The organism is Frigoribacterium sp. PhB160 (assembly GCF_003751785.1).
In the GTDB taxonomy this organism is placed as follows: Bacteria; Actinomycetota; Actinomycetes; order Actinomycetales; family Microbacteriaceae; genus Frigoribacterium.
On record NZ_RKIE01000001.1, the window covers coordinates 1,170,151 to 1,188,669 of the forward strand.

At 75.7% G+C, this 18,519-nt stretch carries 20 protein-coding genes; 12 read left to right on the forward strand and 8 right to left on the reverse strand.

Translation table 11 applies throughout. The features are described from left to right. The first annotated feature begins 447 nt into the window (after positions 1-447). Genes EDF38_RS05495 through EDF38_RS05510 form a run of 4 tightly spaced genes read left to right on the forward strand, consistent with a single transcriptional unit; the run spans position 448 to position 5,049 of the window. Positions 448-1,356 (forward strand): glycosyltransferase family 2 protein, encoded by a 909-nt coding sequence (locus EDF38_RS05495; protein WP_123354333.1) that lies wholly within the window; start codon positions 448-450, stop codon positions 1,354-1,356. Then, positions 1,353-2,381: a glycosyltransferase family 2 protein gene (locus EDF38_RS05500; protein WP_199734589.1), complete on the forward strand. Its 1,029-nt coding sequence runs from the start codon at positions 1,353-1,355 to the stop codon at positions 2,379-2,381. The genes EDF38_RS05495 and EDF38_RS05500 overlap by 4 nt, the downstream gene beginning before the upstream one ends. Beyond that, the gene (locus tag EDF38_RS05505; RefSeq protein ID WP_233572238.1) at positions 2,378-3,745 is read left to right on the forward strand and encodes a glycosyltransferase family 2 protein; all 1,368 of its coding nucleotides are present in this window, start codon (positions 2,378-2,380) and stop codon (positions 3,743-3,745) included. The genes EDF38_RS05500 and EDF38_RS05505 overlap by 4 nt, the downstream gene beginning before the upstream one ends. Then, entirely contained in the window at positions 3,742-5,049 is a 1,308-nt protein-coding gene (locus tag EDF38_RS05510; protein ID WP_123354334.1) for a hypothetical protein, read from the forward strand. The genes EDF38_RS05505 and EDF38_RS05510 overlap by 4 nt, the downstream gene beginning before the upstream one ends. A gap of 13 nt (positions 5,050-5,062) precedes the next feature. Here the strand turns inward: EDF38_RS05510 and EDF38_RS05515 are convergent, their stop codons facing one another. After that, positions 5,063-5,704: a hypothetical protein gene (locus EDF38_RS05515; RefSeq protein WP_123354335.1), complete on the reverse strand. Its 642-nt coding sequence runs from the start codon at positions 5,702-5,704 to the stop codon at positions 5,063-5,065. 106 nt (positions 5,705-5,810) lie between these two features. Between EDF38_RS05515 and EDF38_RS05520 the strand changes: the two genes are divergently transcribed. Genes EDF38_RS05520 through EDF38_RS05540 form a run of 5 tightly spaced genes read left to right on the forward strand, consistent with a single transcriptional unit; the run spans position 5,811 to position 9,295 of the window. Next, positions 5,811-6,563 carry a YqjF family protein gene (locus EDF38_RS05520; protein ID WP_123354336.1) on the forward strand — a complete coding sequence of 251 codons (753 nt, stop codon included), beginning with the start codon at positions 5,811-5,813 and terminating at the stop codon, positions 6,561-6,563. Positions 6,564-6,609: 46 nt separating this feature from the next. Further along, a complete protein-coding gene (locus EDF38_RS05525) occupies positions 6,610-7,206 on the forward strand; it encodes a phosphoribosyltransferase (protein WP_123354337.1) in 597 nt (198 codons plus the stop codon). After that, positions 7,203-7,949, forward strand: a complete 747-nt coding sequence (locus tag EDF38_RS05530; protein WP_233572246.1) for a Type 1 glutamine amidotransferase-like domain-containing protein — start codon at positions 7,203-7,205, stop codon at positions 7,947-7,949. Before EDF38_RS05525 ends, EDF38_RS05530 begins: the two co-directional genes overlap by 4 nt. Continuing rightward, the gene (locus EDF38_RS05535) at positions 7,946-8,644 is read left to right on the forward strand and encodes a uracil-DNA glycosylase (protein ID WP_123354338.1); all 699 of its coding nucleotides are present in this window, start codon (positions 7,946-7,948) and stop codon (positions 8,642-8,644) included. Before EDF38_RS05530 ends, EDF38_RS05535 begins: the two co-directional genes overlap by 4 nt. Before the next feature lie 48 nt (positions 8,645-8,692). After that, on the forward strand, positions 8,693-9,295 hold the full coding sequence (locus tag EDF38_RS05540; RefSeq protein WP_123354339.1) for a GNAT family N-acetyltransferase: 603 nt from the start codon (positions 8,693-8,695) through the stop codon (positions 9,293-9,295). A gap of 37 nt (positions 9,296-9,332) precedes the next feature. On the opposite strand, the gene EDF38_RS15845 is transcribed toward EDF38_RS05540, so the two are convergent. Further along, on the reverse strand, positions 9,333-9,875 hold the full coding sequence (locus tag EDF38_RS15845; RefSeq protein WP_158613318.1) for a TetR/AcrR family transcriptional regulator: 543 nt from the start codon (positions 9,873-9,875) through the stop codon (positions 9,333-9,335). Positions 9,876-9,885: 10 nt separating this feature from the next. Continuing rightward, the gene (locus EDF38_RS05550; protein ID WP_123354340.1) at positions 9,886-10,224 is read right to left on the reverse strand and encodes a multidrug efflux SMR transporter; all 339 of its coding nucleotides are present in this window, start codon (positions 10,222-10,224) and stop codon (positions 9,886-9,888) included. Positions 10,225-10,343: 119 nt separating this feature from the next. Here EDF38_RS05550 and EDF38_RS05555 point away from each other — a divergent pair, with 119 nt between their 5' ends. Beyond that, positions 10,344-11,777, forward strand: a complete 1,434-nt coding sequence (locus EDF38_RS05555; RefSeq protein WP_123354341.1) for an amidase — start codon at positions 10,344-10,346, stop codon at positions 11,775-11,777. A gap of 58 nt (positions 11,778-11,835) precedes the next feature. Here EDF38_RS05555 and EDF38_RS05560 read toward each other — a convergent pair whose 3' ends face one another. Genes EDF38_RS05560 through EDF38_RS05580 form a run of 5 tightly spaced genes read right to left on the reverse strand, consistent with a single transcriptional unit; the run spans position 11,836 to position 16,775 of the window. Further along, positions 11,836-12,663: an ABC transporter ATP-binding protein gene (locus tag EDF38_RS05560; protein ID WP_370275547.1), complete on the reverse strand. Its 828-nt coding sequence runs from the start codon at positions 12,661-12,663 to the stop codon at positions 11,836-11,838. Further along, positions 12,660-13,439 carry an ABC transporter ATP-binding protein gene (locus EDF38_RS05565; protein ID WP_123354342.1) on the reverse strand — a complete coding sequence of 260 codons (780 nt, stop codon included), beginning with the start codon at positions 13,437-13,439 and terminating at the stop codon, positions 12,660-12,662. The genes EDF38_RS05560 and EDF38_RS05565 overlap by 4 nt, the downstream gene beginning before the upstream one ends. Next, positions 13,436-14,308, reverse strand: coding sequence for an ABC transporter permease (locus tag EDF38_RS05570; protein WP_370275548.1), 873 nt, complete (start codon positions 14,306-14,308; stop codon positions 13,436-13,438). The genes EDF38_RS05565 and EDF38_RS05570 overlap by 4 nt, the downstream gene beginning before the upstream one ends. Then, positions 14,305-15,258, reverse strand: a complete 954-nt coding sequence (locus EDF38_RS05575; RefSeq protein WP_123354343.1) for an ABC transporter permease — start codon at positions 15,256-15,258, stop codon at positions 14,305-14,307. The genes EDF38_RS05570 and EDF38_RS05575 overlap by 4 nt, the downstream gene beginning before the upstream one ends. Next, entirely contained in the window at positions 15,255-16,775 is a 1,521-nt protein-coding gene (locus EDF38_RS05580) for an ABC transporter substrate-binding protein (RefSeq protein ID WP_123354344.1), read from the reverse strand. The genes EDF38_RS05575 and EDF38_RS05580 overlap by 4 nt, the downstream gene beginning before the upstream one ends. 286 nt (positions 16,776-17,061) lie before the next feature. Between EDF38_RS05580 and EDF38_RS05585 the strand changes: the two genes are divergently transcribed. Further along, complete coding sequence (locus EDF38_RS05585) at positions 17,062-17,493, forward strand: SIP domain-containing protein (protein WP_123354345.1); 432 nt, start codon at positions 17,062-17,064, stop codon at positions 17,491-17,493. A 14-nt stretch (positions 17,494-17,507) separates the two neighbouring features. After that, positions 17,508-18,464 carry a siderophore-interacting protein gene (locus EDF38_RS05590; RefSeq protein ID WP_233572248.1) on the forward strand — a complete coding sequence of 319 codons (957 nt, stop codon included), beginning with the start codon at positions 17,508-17,510 and terminating at the stop codon, positions 18,462-18,464. Positions 18,465-18,519 lie beyond the last annotated feature (55 nt).

An 18,519-nucleotide genomic window follows, 5' to 3' on the forward strand; every position in this document is an offset into this window, starting at 1 on the left:
GTGCTCGTCCCGCGCCATGTCGCCCTCCCGGCAGGCCGCCGCTCGGGGCTTCTCGGGCCCCTCGTCGGTGTGCTCGCGATCCTAGCCGGGAGGCCCCCCGGAGCGCTGGCGGAGGGGTTCATGCACGGACGACGGATCTCGGTGAGCCCCGGTTCGGGGGACACGCGATCGGGGGGCAGGGAGGCCTGGAACCGATTGCAGCGCGGGGGGCGGGGGTGACCCGGGGGACCCCCGACCGGGGGTGGGTGAGAGGGCGCCCGCCGCGCCGTCCGGTCCTTGCGCTCAGCCCGGAGAGGCGTACATTCGGTGACACCCGACGGCGACGACAGCGAACCCGAAATCCGCTGCCCCTCGCCCAGCCCGACTCGACGGACCCGAAACCCCCGTGTCGCTGGCTCTCACCCTCACCACGCCCCAGCCAGCTCGCTGACCCCTAGCAAGGACACCATGAACCAGAGCTTCTCCACGCCCGAAAACGTGAAGCCCCGCATCACGATCGTCGTCCCCGCCCGCAACGAGGCGCGGAACCTCGAGATCGTGCTCCCGATGCTGCCGCCCGTGCACGAGGTCATCCTCGTCGACGGACACTCGGTGGACGACACGGTCGAGACGGCCGTCCGCGTCATGCCCGACATCAAGGTCGTCCACCAGACCCGCAAGGGCAAGGGCAACGCCCTGGCCTGCGGCTTCGAGGCCGCCACGGGCGACATCATCGTCATGTTCGACGCCGACGGCTCGGCCGACCCCGCCGAGATCCCCCGCTTCGTCGAGGCGCTGACCGACGGCGCCGACGTCGCCAAGGGCAGCCGCTTCGTCCGCGGCGGCGGCAGCGAGGACATCACGCGCTTCCGCGCCCTCGGCAACTGGGGCCTGAACGCCCTCACGAACCTGCTGCTCGGCACGAAGTACACCGACCTCTGCTACGGCTACAACGCCTTCTGGACCCGCATCGTGCCGAGCCTCGACCTGCTGCCCAGCGACCTGCCGGCCCGTGCCGACGGCCAGATGCACAACGGCGACGGCTTCGAGATCGAGACCATCCTCAACACCCGCATCGCCGCCCTCGGCTACGACATCGTCGAGGTGCCGAGCGTCGAGAAGCTGCGCATCCACGGCGTGAGCAACCTCAACGCCATCTCCGACGGGTTCCGCGTCCTGCGCGTGATCCTGGCCGAGCGCCGCCGCCGCCCCTCGGCGGCCGAGCGCCTCCGTGCCTCGATCCGCCGGTCGGCGGAGCTCTCCGAGGCCGGTCTGACGACGACCACGGCGACGGCCACGCCCGTCCTCGCGTCCGTCTCGAGCACGGGTCCCGAGCTGTCCGACGACGCACGCGGAGCTCGCCAGGACGTCGCGTGAGCCCGAGCTCGCCCTCGGTGAGCGTCGTCGTCTGCGCGTACACCGAGGACCGGTGGGCCGACCTGGAGCAGTCCGTCGAGTCGGTGCGCCGACCTGACGGCTCGACCGAGGTCGTCCTGGTCATCGACTACAACGACGCGCTCCTCGCGCGCTCCCGGGATCGCTGGGACGACGTGCTCGTCATCCCGAACGAGTTCCGCCAGGGTCTCTCCGGCGCCCGCAACACCGGCGTCGCCCGGTCGCGCGGCGACGTCGTCGCCTTCCTCGACGACGACGCCACGGCGGCCGCCGACTGGCTCGACCTGCTGACCATCCAGTTCGCCGACCCGTCCGTGGTCGGCGTCGGCGGCCACGCCACCCCGGTGTGGCCGGAGGGCGGGGGAGAGCTGTACCCGCCCGAGCTGCTCTGGGTGGTGGGCTGCAGCCACCGCGGCCTCCCCACGACGACGAGCGACGTGCGGAACGTCATCGGCTGCTCGATGGCCTTCCGTCGCGAGGCGATCCTGTCGGTCGGCGGCTTCAACCCCGACACCGGCCGGGTCGGCAAGATCCCGCTCGGCTGCGAGGAGACGGAGCTCTGCATCCGCGTCCGCCAGGCCGACCCCACGGCCCGCATCGTGCTCGAGCCCCGGGCCGACGTCCGGCACCACGTGACGCCGGACCGCGTGACGTGGGCGTACCTGCGCCGCCGCGGCTTCTACGAGGGCGTCTCGAAGGCCGCGCTCAGCCGCCAGCTGGGCTCGGGCGACGCCCTGTCGAGCGAGTCGGACTACCTCCGTCGGGTCATCCCCGCGGCGGTCGTCCGCGAACTGCGCGCCACCGGACGAGGAGGCGCCACCCGCGCCGCCGCACTCGTCACGGTGGTCTCCGCCACCGTCCTCGGCTACGCCGTGGGCAGCCTCCGCCGCGCCGCCCTCGCCCCCGTCGACCCGTCGGTCGGACGTGCCCTGCTGAGCCGGGAGCACGAGGCCTCGGCCGACGCCCCCCTCACCGCCACGACCACCAGGACGGAGCACGCCCCGTGAGCGACCTGCACCTGACCCGGCCGATGACGAGCGCGTCCGTCCCCACCTGGGACGGGGCGCTCTGGATCGGCGCCGTCGACCTCGCCGAGCTCTCCGCGCCCGACGTCGACGACGTCGTGCTGCTCGCGGCCGACGGCTACGCCGCGGCCCGCCTGCTCGTGCGCCTCGGACGCCGCGTCCTCGGCTTCGTCGAGGTGCCCGTCGTCGACGGCCGGGTCTCGGTCGACCTGCTCCGGTCGGAGGCCGCGCTGCTCGAGGTGCCGCCGGCCGAGCCGGAGCCGATCGTGCTGCCGTCGGTGTCGGTCGTCCTCTGCACCCGCGACCGTGCCGAGCACCTCCGCGGCGCGCTCCGCTCGGTCCTCGAGCTCGACTACCCGTCGTTCGAGGTCGTCGTGGTGGACAACGCCGCCGCGACCTCCGAGACGCGCGACCTCGTCGCCACCGCGTTCGACGACCCGCGCATCCGCTACGTCGAGCAGCCCGTGCCCGGGCTCTCCAGCGCCCGGAACGCGGGCCTCGCCGCCGCCTCGGGCGACGTCGTCGCCTTCACGGACGACGACGTGGTCGTCGACCCGGGCTGGCTGCACGGGCTCGTCGCCGGCTTCGCCCACGGCGAGGACGTCGCGTGCGTCTCGGGCCTCGTCCCGAGCGGCGAGCTCCGCACCCCGGTGCAGCGCTACTTCGACGACCGGGTCACCTGGTCGCGGAACGTCCGCGCGCGCGTCTTCCGCCTCACGGAGCAGCCCGCCGACCTGCCGATGTTCCCGTTCTCGGTGGGCGCCTTCGGCACGGGCGCGAACTTCGCGCTGCGTCGCCGCGAGGCCCTGCTGCTCGGCGGGTTCGACACCGCCTTCGGCGTCGGCACCCGCACGGGCGGCGGCGAGGACCTCGACGTGTTCACGCGGGTGCTCTTCGCCGGGCACGCGCTCGTCGTCGAGCCGTCCGCCGTCGTCTGGCACCGCCACCGCTCCGACGTCGCGGCCCTGCACGTCCAGGCCACCGGCTACGGGACGGGCCTCGGCGCCTGGCTGACCAAGATCGCGCTCGACCGCCGGACGCGGGGGCTCGCCCTGCGTCGGGCGCCCCGCGCCGTCGCGCACCTCGTGGCGAAGCGCCGCGTGGCGGCGCCGACCGGTCCGGCGACGACCTCGACCGCTCCGCTCGACGAGTCGATCGCGGCCGCCGTGGCCCGGGAGGCGCGGCACGAGCTCGCCAGCGTCGTCCGTGGTCCCCTCCTCTACCTCCGGCAGCGCTGGGACGGGGCGGGCCTCATCGGCCACCGCTCCCGCCCGGCCGCCTCGACGAGCACCGACGTGGTCGTGACGGTCGACGGGCCCGCTCCCGTGGTCGGACGGGCCCGGTGACCGCCGTGGCCCTCGACGTCCGTCGCCCCCTCGTCACGACCGGGACCGGCGAGATCGACCTGCCCGTCGCCTCCCTCGACCGGATGGCCTCCGGCGGGCACATCCTCGGCGTGCTCGGCCCGCTCGAGCTGCCCTCGCGCGATGCCCTGGTCGACGCCATGCACCGCATCGTGGCGAGTCGTCCCGAGTCGCGCGTCGGCCTCGTCGGGGCCGGCGAGGGTCGCTGGCGCTGGTCGCCGGACGAGCTCCGGGGCCTGTGCGAGCGCATGGTGACCGAGATCGGGCCGACCGACGACCTGTCGCCGGCGCGCGTGCTCGAGCACCTCGTCGACCTGATCGACCCCGAGCTGCCGATGCGCGTGATCGTGTCGGGCGACCGCCTGCTGACCATCGCCGACCACGGCGTCGTCGACGGGTTCGTCAACACGCGCCTGCCGCTCGCCCTCGTCGAGGTGGCGCGCGGGGGCGACGTCCCCGACTGGTCGACCGAGACCCCGTCGCGCCGTCCGCTGGCGGCCGCGCTGCTGCAGACGTTCGTCCGACGACCCCGCACCGTGGTCGCCCTGCTGCGGGCGCGCCGTGCCGAGGCCGCCGTCTCGACCTCCCACGTCGCCCCCTCGCTGGAGCAGGTCGCCTGGACCCCGGCGACGACCGCCGCGTGGGGCACCGTCGACAAGGCGGCCACGAAGGCTCTGCAGACCTGGCTCCGCGCCCAGCCGCAGCCGCTCTCGTTCAGCAGCGCGCTGCTGGTGGGCCTGCGCACCGCGCTCGCCCGCGAGGGCGTCCGGCTCTCGCCGGAGAGCGAGATGATCTACGACGTGCGTCGGTGGCTGCCGAGCGACGGCAGGACGACGGGCAACTTCGTCACGGGCCTGCCCGTGACGGGCATCGACGACCTCGTCGCCGTCGACCACAGCATCCGCGAGACGGTGGCCTCGGCCCGGCCGCTGGCCGCGTTGGCGGTCGGTGCCCTCAAGGAGGCGCTCCGCCCGGCCGACCACGCCGCCGTGGCGCGGACGGCCCCGGCGCACGCCCGCGGCCGGGTCGTGCTGAGCAACGTGGGCATCGTCCGCCAGATCGAGAAGCTGCCCTGGGTGCGCGGCGGCCGGCCGACCGAGGTGGCGTACACCGTCCACCCCATCGCCCCGCAGACCCTCGCCGTGCAGGCCGTGGTCCGCGGGGGTCGCCTGCAGGTGACGCTGGGCTTCAACGACAACGCGTTCGACCGGGACGTCGTCGAGCGGGCCGTCGCCCGCTTCGCCGCCGACCCCCTCTCGCTGCTGGACGGCGCCCCCGGCGCCTGAGCCCCCGGGGGAGTCAGCCGGCGGCCGCGGGGCCCTCGACGCCGTCGGCGTCGGGGGCCTCGCGCGTGCGGCCGTCCGGCTCCGCGGGCGCGCCGCCGACGGCCGCGCGGTCCTCCGCGAGTCGTCCGAGGTCGGCCACGAGCCCGCCGATCCGCTCGTCGCGGCCCTCGTCGTAGCCCGGCGCCGCGGCCGCGGCCCAGCCGATCCGGTCGACCACGGTGCTCCCGACGTCGTCCCACGCCCGGGCCCGGGCCGCCGCGACGACCTCGGCGACGAAGTCGTCGTCGCGCGCCGCTCGTGCGAGCAGCCGCGCGAGCTGCTTGTGGGTCGCCTCGCGCATCCGCAGGGCGTCGACGTCCTCGACCCGGTAGTCGAACTGGTGCTGCGACTGCCCGTACGACCGGTGGGTGCGACGGCGCACGGTGCGGAGGCGCCGCATGCCCTCCAGCTGCTCGTCGACCAGGCGGGCGGCCTCCTCCCGGACCGCGCGCGTGGCCGCCTCCTCGTCGAAGGGCAGGTGCTCCTGCAGGGCGCGGCGGATGACCTGGTTCGCGGCCGAGACGACGAGCGAGGCCCGCACGATGAGGAACCCCTCGTCCACCGCCCGCTCGAGCGGGCTCGGGTCCGCGCGGCGCGGCGCGGGGTCGTCGGTCATGCCACTCCTCTCACGCGGCACGCCACGGCGCGCCGCCTCCGAGACTAGCGAGCACGCGCCGTCCCGGCCGGGGCGGACGTGCGGGGGCCGTCCGTACAGTGGCGGCATGTCGCCCCGCCCGCCCGACGTCGTCTCCGCCGACGCGCCCGCCCTGCTCCGCACCCCGTTCATCCGGCAGCGGTGGGGCGGCCTCGCGTTCGCCCACTGGCGCGTCGAACCCGAGCGCGTGGCGCCCCTCCTCCCGCCCGGCACGCGACCCGACGTGCACGACGGCTCGACCTGGGTCGGCCTCATCCCGTTCGAGCTCTCGGGCAGCGCGTTCGGGCCGCTGCCCGCGGTGCCGTGGGCCGGCACCTTCCTCGAGACGAACGTCCGTCTCTACTCCGTCGACGACCTCGGCCGCCGGGGCGTCGTCTTCCGCACCCTCGAGGCGCAGAAGCTGCTGCCCGTGACGGCCGCCCGCGCGGGCCTCGGCCTCCCGTACCGCTGGGCCTCGATGAGCCGCAGACGGTCCGGAGGCGCGGTCGAGTACGCCTCCCGGCGCCACGGCCCCGGAGACCGCCCGTCGTCGCGCCTCGCCGTCCGCCCGCTCGCCGACGAGGTCGTCGCCGACCCGCTCGCCGACTTCCTGACCGGACGATGGGGCATGCACGTGGCCCGCGGCGGCCGGACGCGGTTCTGGCCCAACCACCACCCGCGCTGGCCCCTCCGCCGCGCCTCCCTCGAGCACCTCGACGACGAGCTCGTCGCCTGGTGCGGCCTGCCCGGCGTCACCGACCGCGCACCCGACTCGCTGCTCTGGTCGGACGGCGTCGAGACCGTCTTCGCCCCGCCCGGCGGCCGGTGGGAGAGGCCCTGACGCACCGGCGTCGCGCGCGCACCGGCGGGCCGGTACGGTTGCTGGCATGGTTCCCGCACCCGACGCCCCGACCGACGACGACCGACCGGGCGGGAGCGGGTCGTCCGGCGACGCGTCGACCGGGTCCCCGACGGGTGTCGCCGACGGGCCGTCCGACCGCGAGGTGCTCGGCTGGCTCGAGTTCGGCGAGGCCGCGCGCCACCTCGCGAGCGACGTCGTCGCCGCCGACTTCACCCCCGACGTCGTCGTGGCGGTGGCCCGGGGCGGGCTCGTGCTGGCCGGCACGATCGCCTACGCGCTCGACACGAAGATGTGCGGGTCGATCAACGTCGAGTTCTACACCGGCGTCGACGCCCGGCTGCCCGAGCCCGTGCTGCTGCCGCCGACCCTCGACGCCCCGTCGCTGGCCGGCAAGCGGGTGCTCGTGGTCGACGACGTCTCCGACTCCGGCCGCACCCTCGCGCTCGTGCGCGACCTCCTGGCGGAGGTGGCGGGCGAGGTGCGCACCGTCTGCCTCTACAGCAAGCCGCAGACGATCCTCGAGCCCGACTTCGTCTGGAAGCGCACGGCGCAGTGGATCACCTTCCCGTGGAGCGCCCTGCCGCCCGTGACCCGTGACGCCCGCGTCGGGGCCGCCTCGTGAGCATCCACCTCGTCGGCGGCGGCTGGGCGCCGGGCGACGACGCGGGGCTCTACGACCTCTTCGTCGCCGAGGCCGCCGTCCGCGGCGCCGCCGTCGGCCGCACGGTCCCGCGGGTGGCCGTGCTCGTCGTCGTGGCCGGCGACGTGCCGTCGGAGCAGTTCCGCACCGGCTGGCCGGCGACGATCGCCGCGGGCGGCCGCTGCGACCCGCAGGTGACCGTCGTCGCCGCGGGCGACGCCTTCGACACGCGCGTGCTCAGCGACGTCGACGGCCTCGTCGTCGCGGGCGGCCTCACGCCGGCCTACCTCGACGCGGTCGCGCCGATCGTCGACCAGGTGCGCCTGCTCGTCGGCGACGGCCTGCCCTACCTCGGCTTCTCGGCCGGCGCGATGATCGCGGCCGACACGGCGCTCGTGGGCGGCTGGCTCATCGGCGACGTGCCCGTCTGCCCCGAGGCGGCGGCGGAGGACCTCGACGAGGTGACCCTGGCCGAGGGCCTCGGGCTCGTCGACCTCGCCGTCGACGTGCACGCCGCCCAGTGGGGCACCCTCTCGCGGCTCGTCGCGGCGACCGAGGCCGGCCTGGTGCGCGGCGGCGTGGCCATCGACGAGGGCACGGCGCTCGTCGTCGGCGAGGGCGCGCTGGTCGTGCTCGGCACCGGCAGCGTCTGGCGCGTCGAGGCCCAGCTCGACGACGACGACCTCGTCGTCGGCGTCTCGGTCGGCACGCTCGGCGCCGAGTGACGCCGCACCCGCTGGCCGACCTCGTCCACCCGAGCTGGGCGGAGGCGCTCGAGCCCGTCGCCGCCGACGTCGCGGGCATGGGCGAGTACCTCCGTGCCGAGGTGCGGGCCGGCCGCGGCTACCTGCCCGAGGGCGACCTCGTCCTGCGCGCGTTCACCTACCCGCTCGACGAGGTGCGCGTGCTCATCGTCGGGCAGGACCCGTACCCGACGCCCGGCCACGCGGTGGGGCTCTCGTTCTCGGTCGACCCGCACGTGCGGCCCCTGCCGCGCAGCCTCGCGAACGTGTACCGCGAGCTCTCCGACGACCTCGGCGTCGCGCCCGTCGCCCACGGCGACCTCACCTCGTGGTCGGAGCACGGCGTCATGCTGCTCAACCGCGTGCTCACGGTGAGGCCGGGCGAGGCCGCCTCCCACCGCGGCAAGGGCTGGGAGGCCGTGACGCAGCGCGCGATCGAGGTGCTCGCGGCGCGCGGCGGGCCCCTCGTGGCGATCCTCTGGGGCCGCGACGCCGCCTCCCTGACGAGCGTCCTCGGCGACGTCCCGGCGATCACCTCGGCCCACCCGAGCCCGCTCTCGGCCTCGCGGGGATTCTTCGGCTCCCGGCCGTTCAGCCGGGCCGACGCGCTGCTCGTCGAGCAGGGCGGGCAGCCGGTCGACTGGGCCCTGCCCGCGGAGGCGACCCGCGCCTCCTGACGGGCGGTGCTCCCGCCCCGGCGCGGCCGCGCATGGCAGAGTGGAGCGATGCTCGAGGAGGAATACCAGCCGCGGCGCCGCCTGCCGCGCCGGCTGCTGCCCGCGCCCGTGCCCGAGGCGCCCTTCTCGTTCGCCGTCCGCGACGCGGTCGCCGCCGACCTGCCGTACGTCCGCGAGATCTACGGCCACTACGTCGCGAACTCGACCGTCACGTTCGACGAGGAGCTCGCGCCGATCTCCGAGTGGCGTCGCCGCTTCGGCGTGACGACCAAGCTCGGCATGCCCTTCCTCGTCGCGGTGAACCCGGCCGGCGAGGTGCTCGGCTACGCGACCGCAGGCCCGTGGGGCGGCAAGGCCGCGTACCGCCACACGGTCGAGATCTCCATCTACCTGCGCCCGGCGTCGACGGGCAAGGGGCTCGGACGGGCCCTGCTGGAGGCGCTGGTCGAGTCGTGCCGGGAGGCCGGCATCCGCGAGATGGTCGCCGTGATCGCCGACCGCGCGGCCGACGCGTCGATCCGGCTGCACGCGTCCCTCGGGTTCGTTGAGGTCGGGCGCATGGGCCGCGTGGGGTTCAAGTTCGGCCGCTACCTCGGCACGGTCACGATGCAGAAGTCGCTGCGGAAGCGCCGGGGCCGCGCCTCGTCGTGACCGGCGGCGAGTCCGGAGGCCGGCGGCCGGGGCGGCGTCAGCCGACGATGCGGGCGAGCAGCTTCTCCGTCGCCGCGGCGTCGGCCGGGTCGCCGCGCCAGAGCATGCGGACGATGAGCCCGTCGACGGCGAGCGACGCGACGGGCAGCCGCTCGGCGGGCACTCCGACCCGCACGAGGACGTGGTCGAGCGAGGCGTACCAGGCGTCGGCGTCGGCCCGCAGCGAGGCGTCGCGGGTCGCGGCGAAGAGCAGCTCGTACTGCGCGACGGCCGAGGCGCGCTCCTCGACGGCGTAGCGCACGAGCGTGCGGGCGAGGTCGGCGAGCGTCGGCCGCTCCAGCTCGTCGAGCGAGCGGGCCCACTCGGCGGTCGCGTGGCGCAGGGCGCTCCGCAGCATGTCGTCGCGGCCGGCGAAGTAGTAGGTCGCGCTGGCGAGGGGCACCCCGGCGGCCCGGGCGACGGCACGGTGGCTGACGGCGGCGGGGCCGCCCTCCTCGAGGACGGCCAGGACGCCGGCGAGGAGGGCGCGCCTCCGGTGCTCGCCCTTCGGGGTGCGGGCGGGGCCCGTCGCGGCGGTCACGCGGCGTCCGTCAGGCCGTGGCGTCGTGGCGGCCGCCCAGCTCGAGCATCGTCACGCCGCCGATGACGAGCACGATGCCGCCGAGCTGCAGCAGCGTGAGCGGCTCCTTGAAGACGAGCCAGCTGATCAGCGCGACGAGCACGACGCCGACGCCCGCCCAGACGGCGTAGGCGATGCCGAGCGGCACCCCCCGGCCGAGCGACTGGGCGAGCATGGTGAACGCGAAGACGTAGCCGCCGACGACGACGGCGTAGTGGTACCAGCGGGCGTCGGGCCCGCTCGTGACCTTGAGGAAGCTCGTGGCGACGACCTCGCCGACGATGGCGAGCGCGAGGAACAGGTAACCCATGGGAGGACTCCGAGGCATGCGACGGTCCCGCCGCGCCGGGCGCGTCGGCGGGGGAGCACGAATGGTACGAACGTACCAGAAACGGGGAGGCGCGGCGAGGGCGGCCTAGGCTCGGCCCGGTGTTCGAACTCCACCACCTCACGGCCCACGAGCAGTACGAGTGGCTGCGCCGGGGCGACGTCTCGCCGCGCGAGCTGACCGACCACTACCTCGACCGCGTCGAGCGGCTCGACGGCGGGCCCGAGGGCCTCGGCGCCTTCACCACCGTCACGGCCGACGCCGCCCGGGCCCGCGCCGACGAGCTCGCGGCGCGCGGTCGGAGCGCCGCGCCGCTCTGGGGCCTGCCGCTGGCCGACAAGGACCTGTACGACCGGGCCGGCGTGCCGACCACGTCGGGCTCGCGGCTGACCCGCGGCCGCGTCGCCGAGGCCGACTCCGAGATCGCCGCGGCCCTCACCGAGGCGGGCGCGGTCAGCCTCGGCAAGACGACCACTCCCGAGTACGGGCTGACCGGCTACACCGAGCCGCTCGCCGGGCCCGTGACCCGCAACCCCTGGTCGACCGGGCTCGGGGCCGGCGGCTCGAGCGGGGGAGCGGCGGCGGCGGTCGCGGCGGGCCTGCTGCCCGTCGCGCCGGGCAGCGACGGCGGCGGGTCGATCCGCATCCCCGCGGCCGCCACGGGCCTCGTCGGCCTCAAGCCGTCCCGGGGCCGGGTGCCCTCGCAGTCGGGCCTGGCGAGCCTCGGCGGGCTCTCGGTCGGCGGGCCGATCGCCCGCACGGTCGCCGACGCGGCGATGCTGCTCGACGCGATGGTGTCGCCCGACGGCCGCCCGCCGCGCGACCACCACGCGCTCCGCGCGCCGACGTCGCCCGACGGGGCGTACCTCGGCACGGCCGTCCGGGGCGAGGGGCGGTTCCAGCTCGGGGTGGCGACGACCACCCCATGGGACGACGCGTACGACGTCCGGGTCGACCCGCGCCTCCTCACGGTGCTCGACGACGTCGTGGAGCTGCTCGCGACGAGCGGCCACGGCGTCGAGGAGACGACCGTGCCGCGCGCCGGGTACCCCGCGCTGTTCCGCACGATCTGGCAGGCCGGGGCGGCCGGCGTCCCGGCCGAGACCGACGACGACTTCGCGCTGCTCGAGCCGGGCACGGCGTGGCTCGTGCGGCGCGGGCGCGAGCTCACCGCGCGCGACCTGGGCGCCGCCCTGGCCGGGCTCACGGCCTACGAACGCACCGTGGTCGCGGCGTTCGACCGCTTCGACGCCGTGCTCACGCCCGCCCTCGCGATGCTGCCGCGGCCGCTCGGCTGGCACGACGCCGACGACCCCGAGCGGGCCTTCGAGCAGCAGTGCCTGTACTCGCCGTTCACCTCGTTCGTCAACGTGGCCGGGCTGCCGGCGATCGCCCTGCCGGTGGCCGAGGTCGACGGGCTGCCGGCGGGGGTCCAGCTGGTCGGGCGACCGGGCCGCGAGGACGTGCTGCTGGCGATCGGCGCGCAGCTCGAGCGACGGCTGCGCTGGCAGCGCCGGCACCCGCCGACGTGGTGAGGCCGTGGCCGGGACGCGGACGGCGCCGCGTCCCGGCGCTCGTGCCGCGGCCGTCGGCTCAGTCGATCGTCGGCACCGCGGCGACGAGCGACCGCGTGTAGGGGTGCCGCGGCCGGCGGAGCACGTCGTCGGTCGCCCCCTGCTCGACGATCGAGCCGTCGCGGAGGACGGCCACCCGGTCGGCCAGGTGCTGCACGAGGCCGATGTCGTGCGAGACGAGCAGCAGGCTCAGGCCGAGGTCGTCGCGGAGCTCCTGCAGCAGCCCGAGGATCTGCGCGCGCACCGTGACGTCGAGCGCGCTCATCGGCTCGTCGCCGACGAGCAGCCGCGGCCCGTGCACGACGGCCCGGGCGAGGGCGACCCGCTGTCGCTGGCCGCCGCTGAGCTCATGGGGCCAGCGCTCGGCGTCGCCCCGGGCGAGGCCCACGCGCTCGAGCACGTCGCCGACCATCGCCGGGTGGTCGCCGGGCACGCCGAGGTGCCGGAGCGGCTCGGCCACCGTGTCGCCGACGAGCATGCGGGGGTCGAGCGAGCTGTACGGGTCCTGGAGCACGACGCCGGTCTGCCGACGGAACCAGCGGAGCCCAGCGGCGCGCCCCGGCGCCACGGGCCGCCCGTCGAACGTCACCGAGCCGGCGCTGGGGGAGTCGAGGGCCAGCAGCAGCCGCACGAGCGTCGACTTGCCCGAGCCCGACTCGCCGATCAGCGCCACGCTCTCGCCCGCGCCGACGTCGAGGTCGGCGTCGACGAGGGCGTGCCGCACCGGGCCGGGCTGGAACGGCGACCGCCTCGGCAGGGTGAAGGTGCGCGTGAGGCCGCGACCCCGCAGCAGGGGCTCGGCGCCCCGCTCGCCCGGCTCGTCCGACAGGCCGCCCGGCCCGCTCACGACGCCCGCCACGTGGTCGCCCGGGTCGCCTCGACGAGGCCGCGGGTCACCGGGTGCTCGGGGGCCTGCAGGAGGCGCGCCACCGGCCCCCGCTCGACCACCCGCCCGTGCGAGAGCACGAGCGCGTCGTCGGCGACGCGCGACAGCACCGCCAGGTCGTGGGTCACGAAGAGCAGCGCGGCGCCCCGCTCGTCGACGAGGCGACCGAAGAGGGCGAGCACCTCGGCCTGCGTCGTCACGTCGAGGGCCGTGGTGGGCTCGTCGGCGAGCAGCAGGGCCGGGCGGGTGATGAGCGCCGTCGCGATGACGACGCGCTGCCGCTGGCCGCCGGACAACTGATGCGGCCACCGGTCGACGATCTGCTCGGGCTCGGGCAGCCCGACCTCGGCGGCGGCCTCCACGGCGCGGGCGCGCGCCTCGCGCCGGGAGAGGCCCTCGTGGAGGCGCAGGGGCTCGCTGATCTGCCGGCCGACGGTCATGACCGGGTCGAGCGAGGTGCGCGGGTCCTGGAAGACGGTGCCGACGACGCGGCCGCGCAGGCGGGCCAGCTCGCGGTCGGGCAGGCCCACGAGCTCGCGGCCGTCGAGGCGGATGCTGCCCGTCGCCTCGGCGCCCGCGGGGAGCAGGCCCAGCACGGCGAGCGTGGTCAGCGACTTGCCGCTGCCCGACTCGCCGATGAGGCCGAGCCGCCGCCCCGCGGGCAGCTCGAGGGAGAGGTCGTCGACGACGCGGCGGCCGCCGATCGTGATCGTGAGCCGGTCGATCTCGAGCGTCACGAGGTCACCTCCGGGGTCGGGACGGGCGTGCGGGTGCGCAGCCGCGGGTCGGCGGCGTCGCGGATCACGTCGCCGAGCAGGTTGAGGGCGAGCACCGTGAGGGTGATGGCGAGCCCGGGCCAGACCACGGTCCACGGGTGCACGCCGAGGTAGCGCTGCAGGTCGCTGAGCAGGCGTCCCCACGAGGCCGTCTCGGCGGAGGCCCCGTAGCCGAGGAACGACAGCCCCGCCTCGGCGAGGATCGACGTCGCCATCGCGAGCGACAGCTGCACGACGAGCACCGGCGCGATGTTCGGCAGCAGGTGGCGGCGGAGCACGGCGAGCTGGCCGAGGCCTGCGGCCCGCGCGGCGGTGACGTAGTCCTCGCGGAGCACGCGGCGGATCTCCGCGCGGGAGACGCGCGCGATGGTCACGCCGTAGCCGACGCCGGCCGCGACGACGACGACGGCGAGCGAGCCGCCGAACGCCGCGGCGAGGGCCATCGCGACGAGCAGGGTCGGGAAGGCGACGAGCACGTCGATGAGCACGGCGACCGAGTCGCGCACCCACCGAGCGGTGAGCGAGCCCAGGGCCGCGAGGCCGAGGCCGACGACGAGGGCGACGAGCCCGGCCGACACGGCGACGACGACGGTCGTGCCGGTGGCCGCCATGAGGTAGCTCGCGATGTCGCGGCCGACGGCGTCGGTGCCGGCCCAGTGCGCGGCCGACGGGGGTGCCCACGCCGAGTACGGGTCGGTCGTGAAGGGGTCGAGCGGCGTCCAGACCCGGCTCACGAGGGCGCAGGCGGCGACCAGGCCGAGCCAGGCGACGGCCGCCGCGCCCGCGGGCCGGCGCAGCACGCCGGCCAGGGTGCCCCGTCCGCCGCTCACGAGCCGACCTCGCGGAGGCGCGGGTCGAGCCGTCGGTGGAGGACGTCGACCAGCAGCCCCACGAGCAGCACGATCGCGGTCAACGTCATGAGCTCGCCCTGCACCTTCGTGAGGTCTCGGCGGCCGACGTCGGCGACGAGCATGCGGCCGAGGCCCGGCAGGGAGAAGAGCTGCTCGACGACGACGGCGCCGACGACGAGGCCCGCGACCTGGAGCCCGAGCACGCTGACGATGCTGAGCGCGACGTTCGGCAGCCCGTGGCGGACGAGCGCACGGCTCGTCGTCATGCCCTTGGCGGCCGCGGCGCGGACGTAGTCCTCGTCGAGGGCGCCGACGGCGGCCGAGCGGGTGAAGCGGAAGAGCACGGCGCCCTCGACCAGGCCGATGGTCAGCGCGGGCAGCACGAGCGAGCGGAGCGCCCGGCCGGGGTCGTCCCAGCCGTCGATCGGGAAGCCTTGGGTCGGCAGCCAGCCGAGCGTCACGCCGAAGAGCGCGATGAGCAGCATGCCCGCCCAGACGACCGGCACGGCGGCGAGCACCTGGGCGACGACGCCGAGCGCGACGCCCGAGGCCCGTCGGTGCCGCACCGCGGCGAGCACGCCGAGGGGCACGCCGACGAGCAGCCCGACGACGAGCGACAGCCCGGCGAGGGGCAGCGTCACCCCGAGCTTCTCGGCGACCTCGCCGGCGACGGGGGTGCCGGTCACGAGCGAGTCGCCGAGGTCGAGGCGCAGCAGCCCGCCCGCCCAGTCGAGGTACTGCACGACCAGCGGCCGGTCGAGCCCGAGGGAGGCGCGGATCGCCGCGACCTGCGCCGGGGTGCCGTTCGTGCCCGCGATCGACTGCGCCACGTCCCCCGGCAGGAGGCGCAGGACGCCGAACACGAGGACGCTCGCCACCGCCAGCCCCACCGCGAGGAGGAGCAGGCGGCCGAGCACGAACCGGGTCACTCGGTGGTGGCCAGCTCGGAGAGGTCGAGGCGGGTGCTCGTCGACGAGGTCGGGAAGCCCGTCACGCCGTCGCGGACGGCGGTGAGCGTCGTGGCCGTGTAGAGCCACTCGGCGGGGGCGTCGGCCGAGACGAGGGCCGCCGCCTGCTGCAGCTTCGCGTCCGCGACGGCGGGGTCGGTGGCCGTCAGCGACTCCTGGTAGAGCTGCTGCACCGGCGCGCTGTCGTAGCCCCAGTAGTACGTCGGGTCGGCCCAGTTCGAGAAGTCGTGCGTCTCGGCGTGGTTCACCATGCTGAGCTGGAAGTCGCGGGTGCCGCCGTCGGCCGGCGCCGTGAAGACGTCGTTGAGCCAGGTCGTGAAGTCGACCTGCTCGACGGTGAGGGTGACGCCCACCGCGGCGAGCTGGGTCGTGAGGACGTCCCCGATCGCGGCCGGGTAGAAGTTCGCGTACTCGAGGGTGAGGTCGAGGTCGTCGGCGTGGCCGGCCTCGGCGAGGAGGGCCTTCGCCTCGTCCGGGTCGTAGGCGTCGACCGAGGTGAGGTCGGCGTAGCCGGGGTCGAGGGCGGGGATCGGGCCGCCCTGGTCGACGGCCGAGCCGCCGACGGCCGCGATCAGCGCGTCGTTGTCGATCGCCAGCCTGATCGCGTGGCGGACGCGCTCGTCGGTGAAGGGCGCGACCGCGTTGTTGAAGGCGAGCGTGTACTTGTCGGTGGTCTTGCCCTCCTCGAGCGTGATCCCGTCGACGCCCTCGAGCTGCGACGACAGCGTGGCGTCGACGGCGGTCTGCACGTCGAGGTCGCCCGAGATCGTGGCGTTGACCGCGGCGGAGGGGTCGGTCACGTACCGGAAGACGACGCGCGCGACGCCGGCCGGGTCGCCCCAGTAGTCGTCGGCGCGGGCCAGCTGCAGGTTGTCGCCCTGCGTCCAGCTCGCGAGCGTGTAGGGGCCCGTGCCGTTGGCGGTCGTCGAGAGGTCGTTGGTGGCGGCCTGCTCGAGCACGAGGCCGGCGCGGCCCGTCAGGGCGAAGAGCAGGGCGGAGTCGGGCTGCGAGAGGGTCAGCACGACGGTCTGGTCGTCGGTGGCCTCGATCGTGCGGACGGCCGCGAGGTCGGCGTGCCCCTGGATCGTCTCGTCGTCCTTCGCCTGCTGGAGCGACCACACGACGTCGGCGGCCGTCATGGCGGCCCCGTCGTGGAAGGTCACGCCGTCGGCGAGGGCGAAGGTGTACGTGAGCCCGTCGTCGCTGACCTCGTGCGACGCGGCGAGCACGTCGACGACCTCGTTGTCCTGCGTGCGGCCGACGAGTCCCTGGTAGACGTTGTCGATCAGCACCTGGTCGAGCGCGATGCCGTCGGTGTGGCGGATGTCGAGGTCGCTCGGCTCGAGCACGAGGCCGACGGTGACGGTCGCGTCGGCGGGGTCGACCGGGCCGTCGGACGAGCCGGAGGTGCAGCCGGCCACGAGGGCGACGACGGCCGCGGTGGCGGCGAGGGTGGCGAGCAGGCGGGCAGGGCGCATGTGAGCGGGGCCTTTCGGGGCGGGAGCGGTGACGGGTCGGCGGCGCACGTCGCTCGTCGCGACCGCTGCGCCCCCGGTGCAGGATGTCCTCCGTCGCTGCCGGACGTGGAACGCGGCTGACGCGTCGTCGCTGCCGGACGGTCGCGTCGCCCCTCTGCTCGCAGGTCGCTGCCGGACCTGCGCGCGGGTGCGAATCTACCACCAGGCCGACGGGAGGCTGTGGATCCGTCCCGGGGGCGCCTCCGGGCTGGCGAGATAGGTAAGGCATGCCTATATTGGGGAGGCCATGTTCTTCGACCACCCGAACCCTCCCGTGCCGCACGACGCGATCCGCGTCCTGTTCGCCGGCGACGCCACGTCCGTCCCCGCGATCCGCGAGATGCTCGCCGTGCTGCCCATCTGCGCGCGCGGCCAGGTCTTCGTCGAGGTCGGCTCGTCCGACGAGGTCGTCGAGCTCGCGTCGCCCGGGCGGGTCACCGTCAGCTGGCTCGCGCGCGACCGTCGCAGCGGTGCCCCCGGCAGCGGTCTCTCCTGCGCCCCCGGCGAGGCCCTCGGCCGTGCCGTCCGCGCCTGGCTCGGCGAGATGTACGTCGACCCCGAGGCACTGGCGACGGCCGAGCACCTGATCTGGCTCGGCGGGCCCGAGTCGTTCGCCTACGACCTGCGCCACGACCTGCGGGCCGCCGCCGCGGTCGAGCACGGCGCGTCCGCCGTCTAGGGACGCGCCTCCTCGTGTCGTCCCTCGTCGCGCCGCCGACCGCCGGCGTGCCCGCCCGGCCCGTCGCCGCGAAGCCGGCGCACCGTCCGTATCGTGTGCGCGTCGCGGCCGTCACGCCGCTCAGCCCGTCGTTCGTCCGCCTCACCTTCGCGGGCGACGACCTCGCCGACTTCGGGGCCGACGGCCTCGACCAGCGCATCAAGGTCGTCCTGCCCCTCCCGGGCACGGGCTTCGACACCTTCCCCGGCGGCGACTGGTGGTCGGCCTGGCGGGCGTTGCCCGACCACCAGCGGAACCCGTTCCGCACCTACACGGCCCGTGCGGTGCGCCCCGCCGAGCGCGAGGTCGACGTCGACTTCGTCGTCCACGCCGACGGCGGGCCGGCGGCGGCCTGGCTCGCGACCGTGGCGGCGGGCGACGAGGCGATGCTCGTCGGCCCCGACGCCACGAGCGGCGTCCGGGGCAGCGGCGTCGAGTGGGCGCCCGGCTCGGCCCGCACCGTGATGATCGCCGGCGACGAGACGGCCGCGCCCGCCATCTGCTCGATCGTCGAGCAGCTGCCCGCCGACGCGCGGGGCTGCGTCTTCGTCGAGGTGCCGGGGGAGGCCGACGTGCTGCCCCTCGCCGCCCCGGCCGGCGTCTCCGTGCACTGGCTGCCGCGCGTCGACGCCCACGCCGGGCACGGCGAGCGGCTGCAGCGAGCGGTGCGCGACTGGACGGCCCGCTACGTGACGGCCTGGCACCGCGGCGTCGACGTCACGGACGTCGACGTCGACCACGACCTGCTCTGGGACGTGCCGCAGGGCGAGCCGGGCCGCGGCGCGGCGCTCGAGGGCGACCTCTACGCGTGGCTCGCCGGCGAGGCGGCCGCGATCAAGTCGCTCCGCCGCTTCCTCGTGAGCGAGGTCGGCGTCGACCGCCGTCAGGTCGCCTTCATGGGCTACTGGAGGCTGGGCAGGTCCGAGATGTGACCGACGCCCTCCGCCGACCGACCGGGAGGTCGATCGGCGGAGGGCGTCCGCGTCG

Coding starts and splice junctions, on each gene's coding strand:
- EDF38_RS05540 (WP_123354339.1), top strand. CDS start 8,693: ATGCTCGAGGAGGAATACCAGCCGCGGCGCCGCCTGCCGCGCCGGCTG.
- EDF38_RS05580 (WP_123354344.1), bottom strand. CDS start 16,775: ATGCGCCCTGCCCGCCTGCTCGCCACCCTCGCCGCCACCGCGGCCGTC.
- EDF38_RS05525 (WP_123354337.1), top strand. CDS start 6,610: ATGGTTCCCGCACCCGACGCCCCGACCGACGACGACCGACCGGGCGGG.
- EDF38_RS05520 (WP_123354336.1), top strand. CDS start 5,811: ATGTCGCCCCGCCCGCCCGACGTCGTCTCCGCCGACGCGCCCGCCCTG.
- EDF38_RS05495 (WP_123354333.1), top strand. CDS start 448: ATGAACCAGAGCTTCTCCACGCCCGAAAACGTGAAGCCCCGCATCACG.
- EDF38_RS05585 (WP_123354345.1), top strand. CDS start 17,062: ATGTTCTTCGACCACCCGAACCCTCCCGTGCCGCACGACGCGATCCGC.
- EDF38_RS05515 (WP_123354335.1), bottom strand. CDS start 5,704: ATGACCGACGACCCCGCGCCGCGCCGCGCGGACCCGAGCCCGCTCGAG.
- EDF38_RS05550 (WP_123354340.1), bottom strand. CDS start 10,224: ATGGGTTACCTGTTCCTCGCGCTCGCCATCGTCGGCGAGGTCGTCGCC.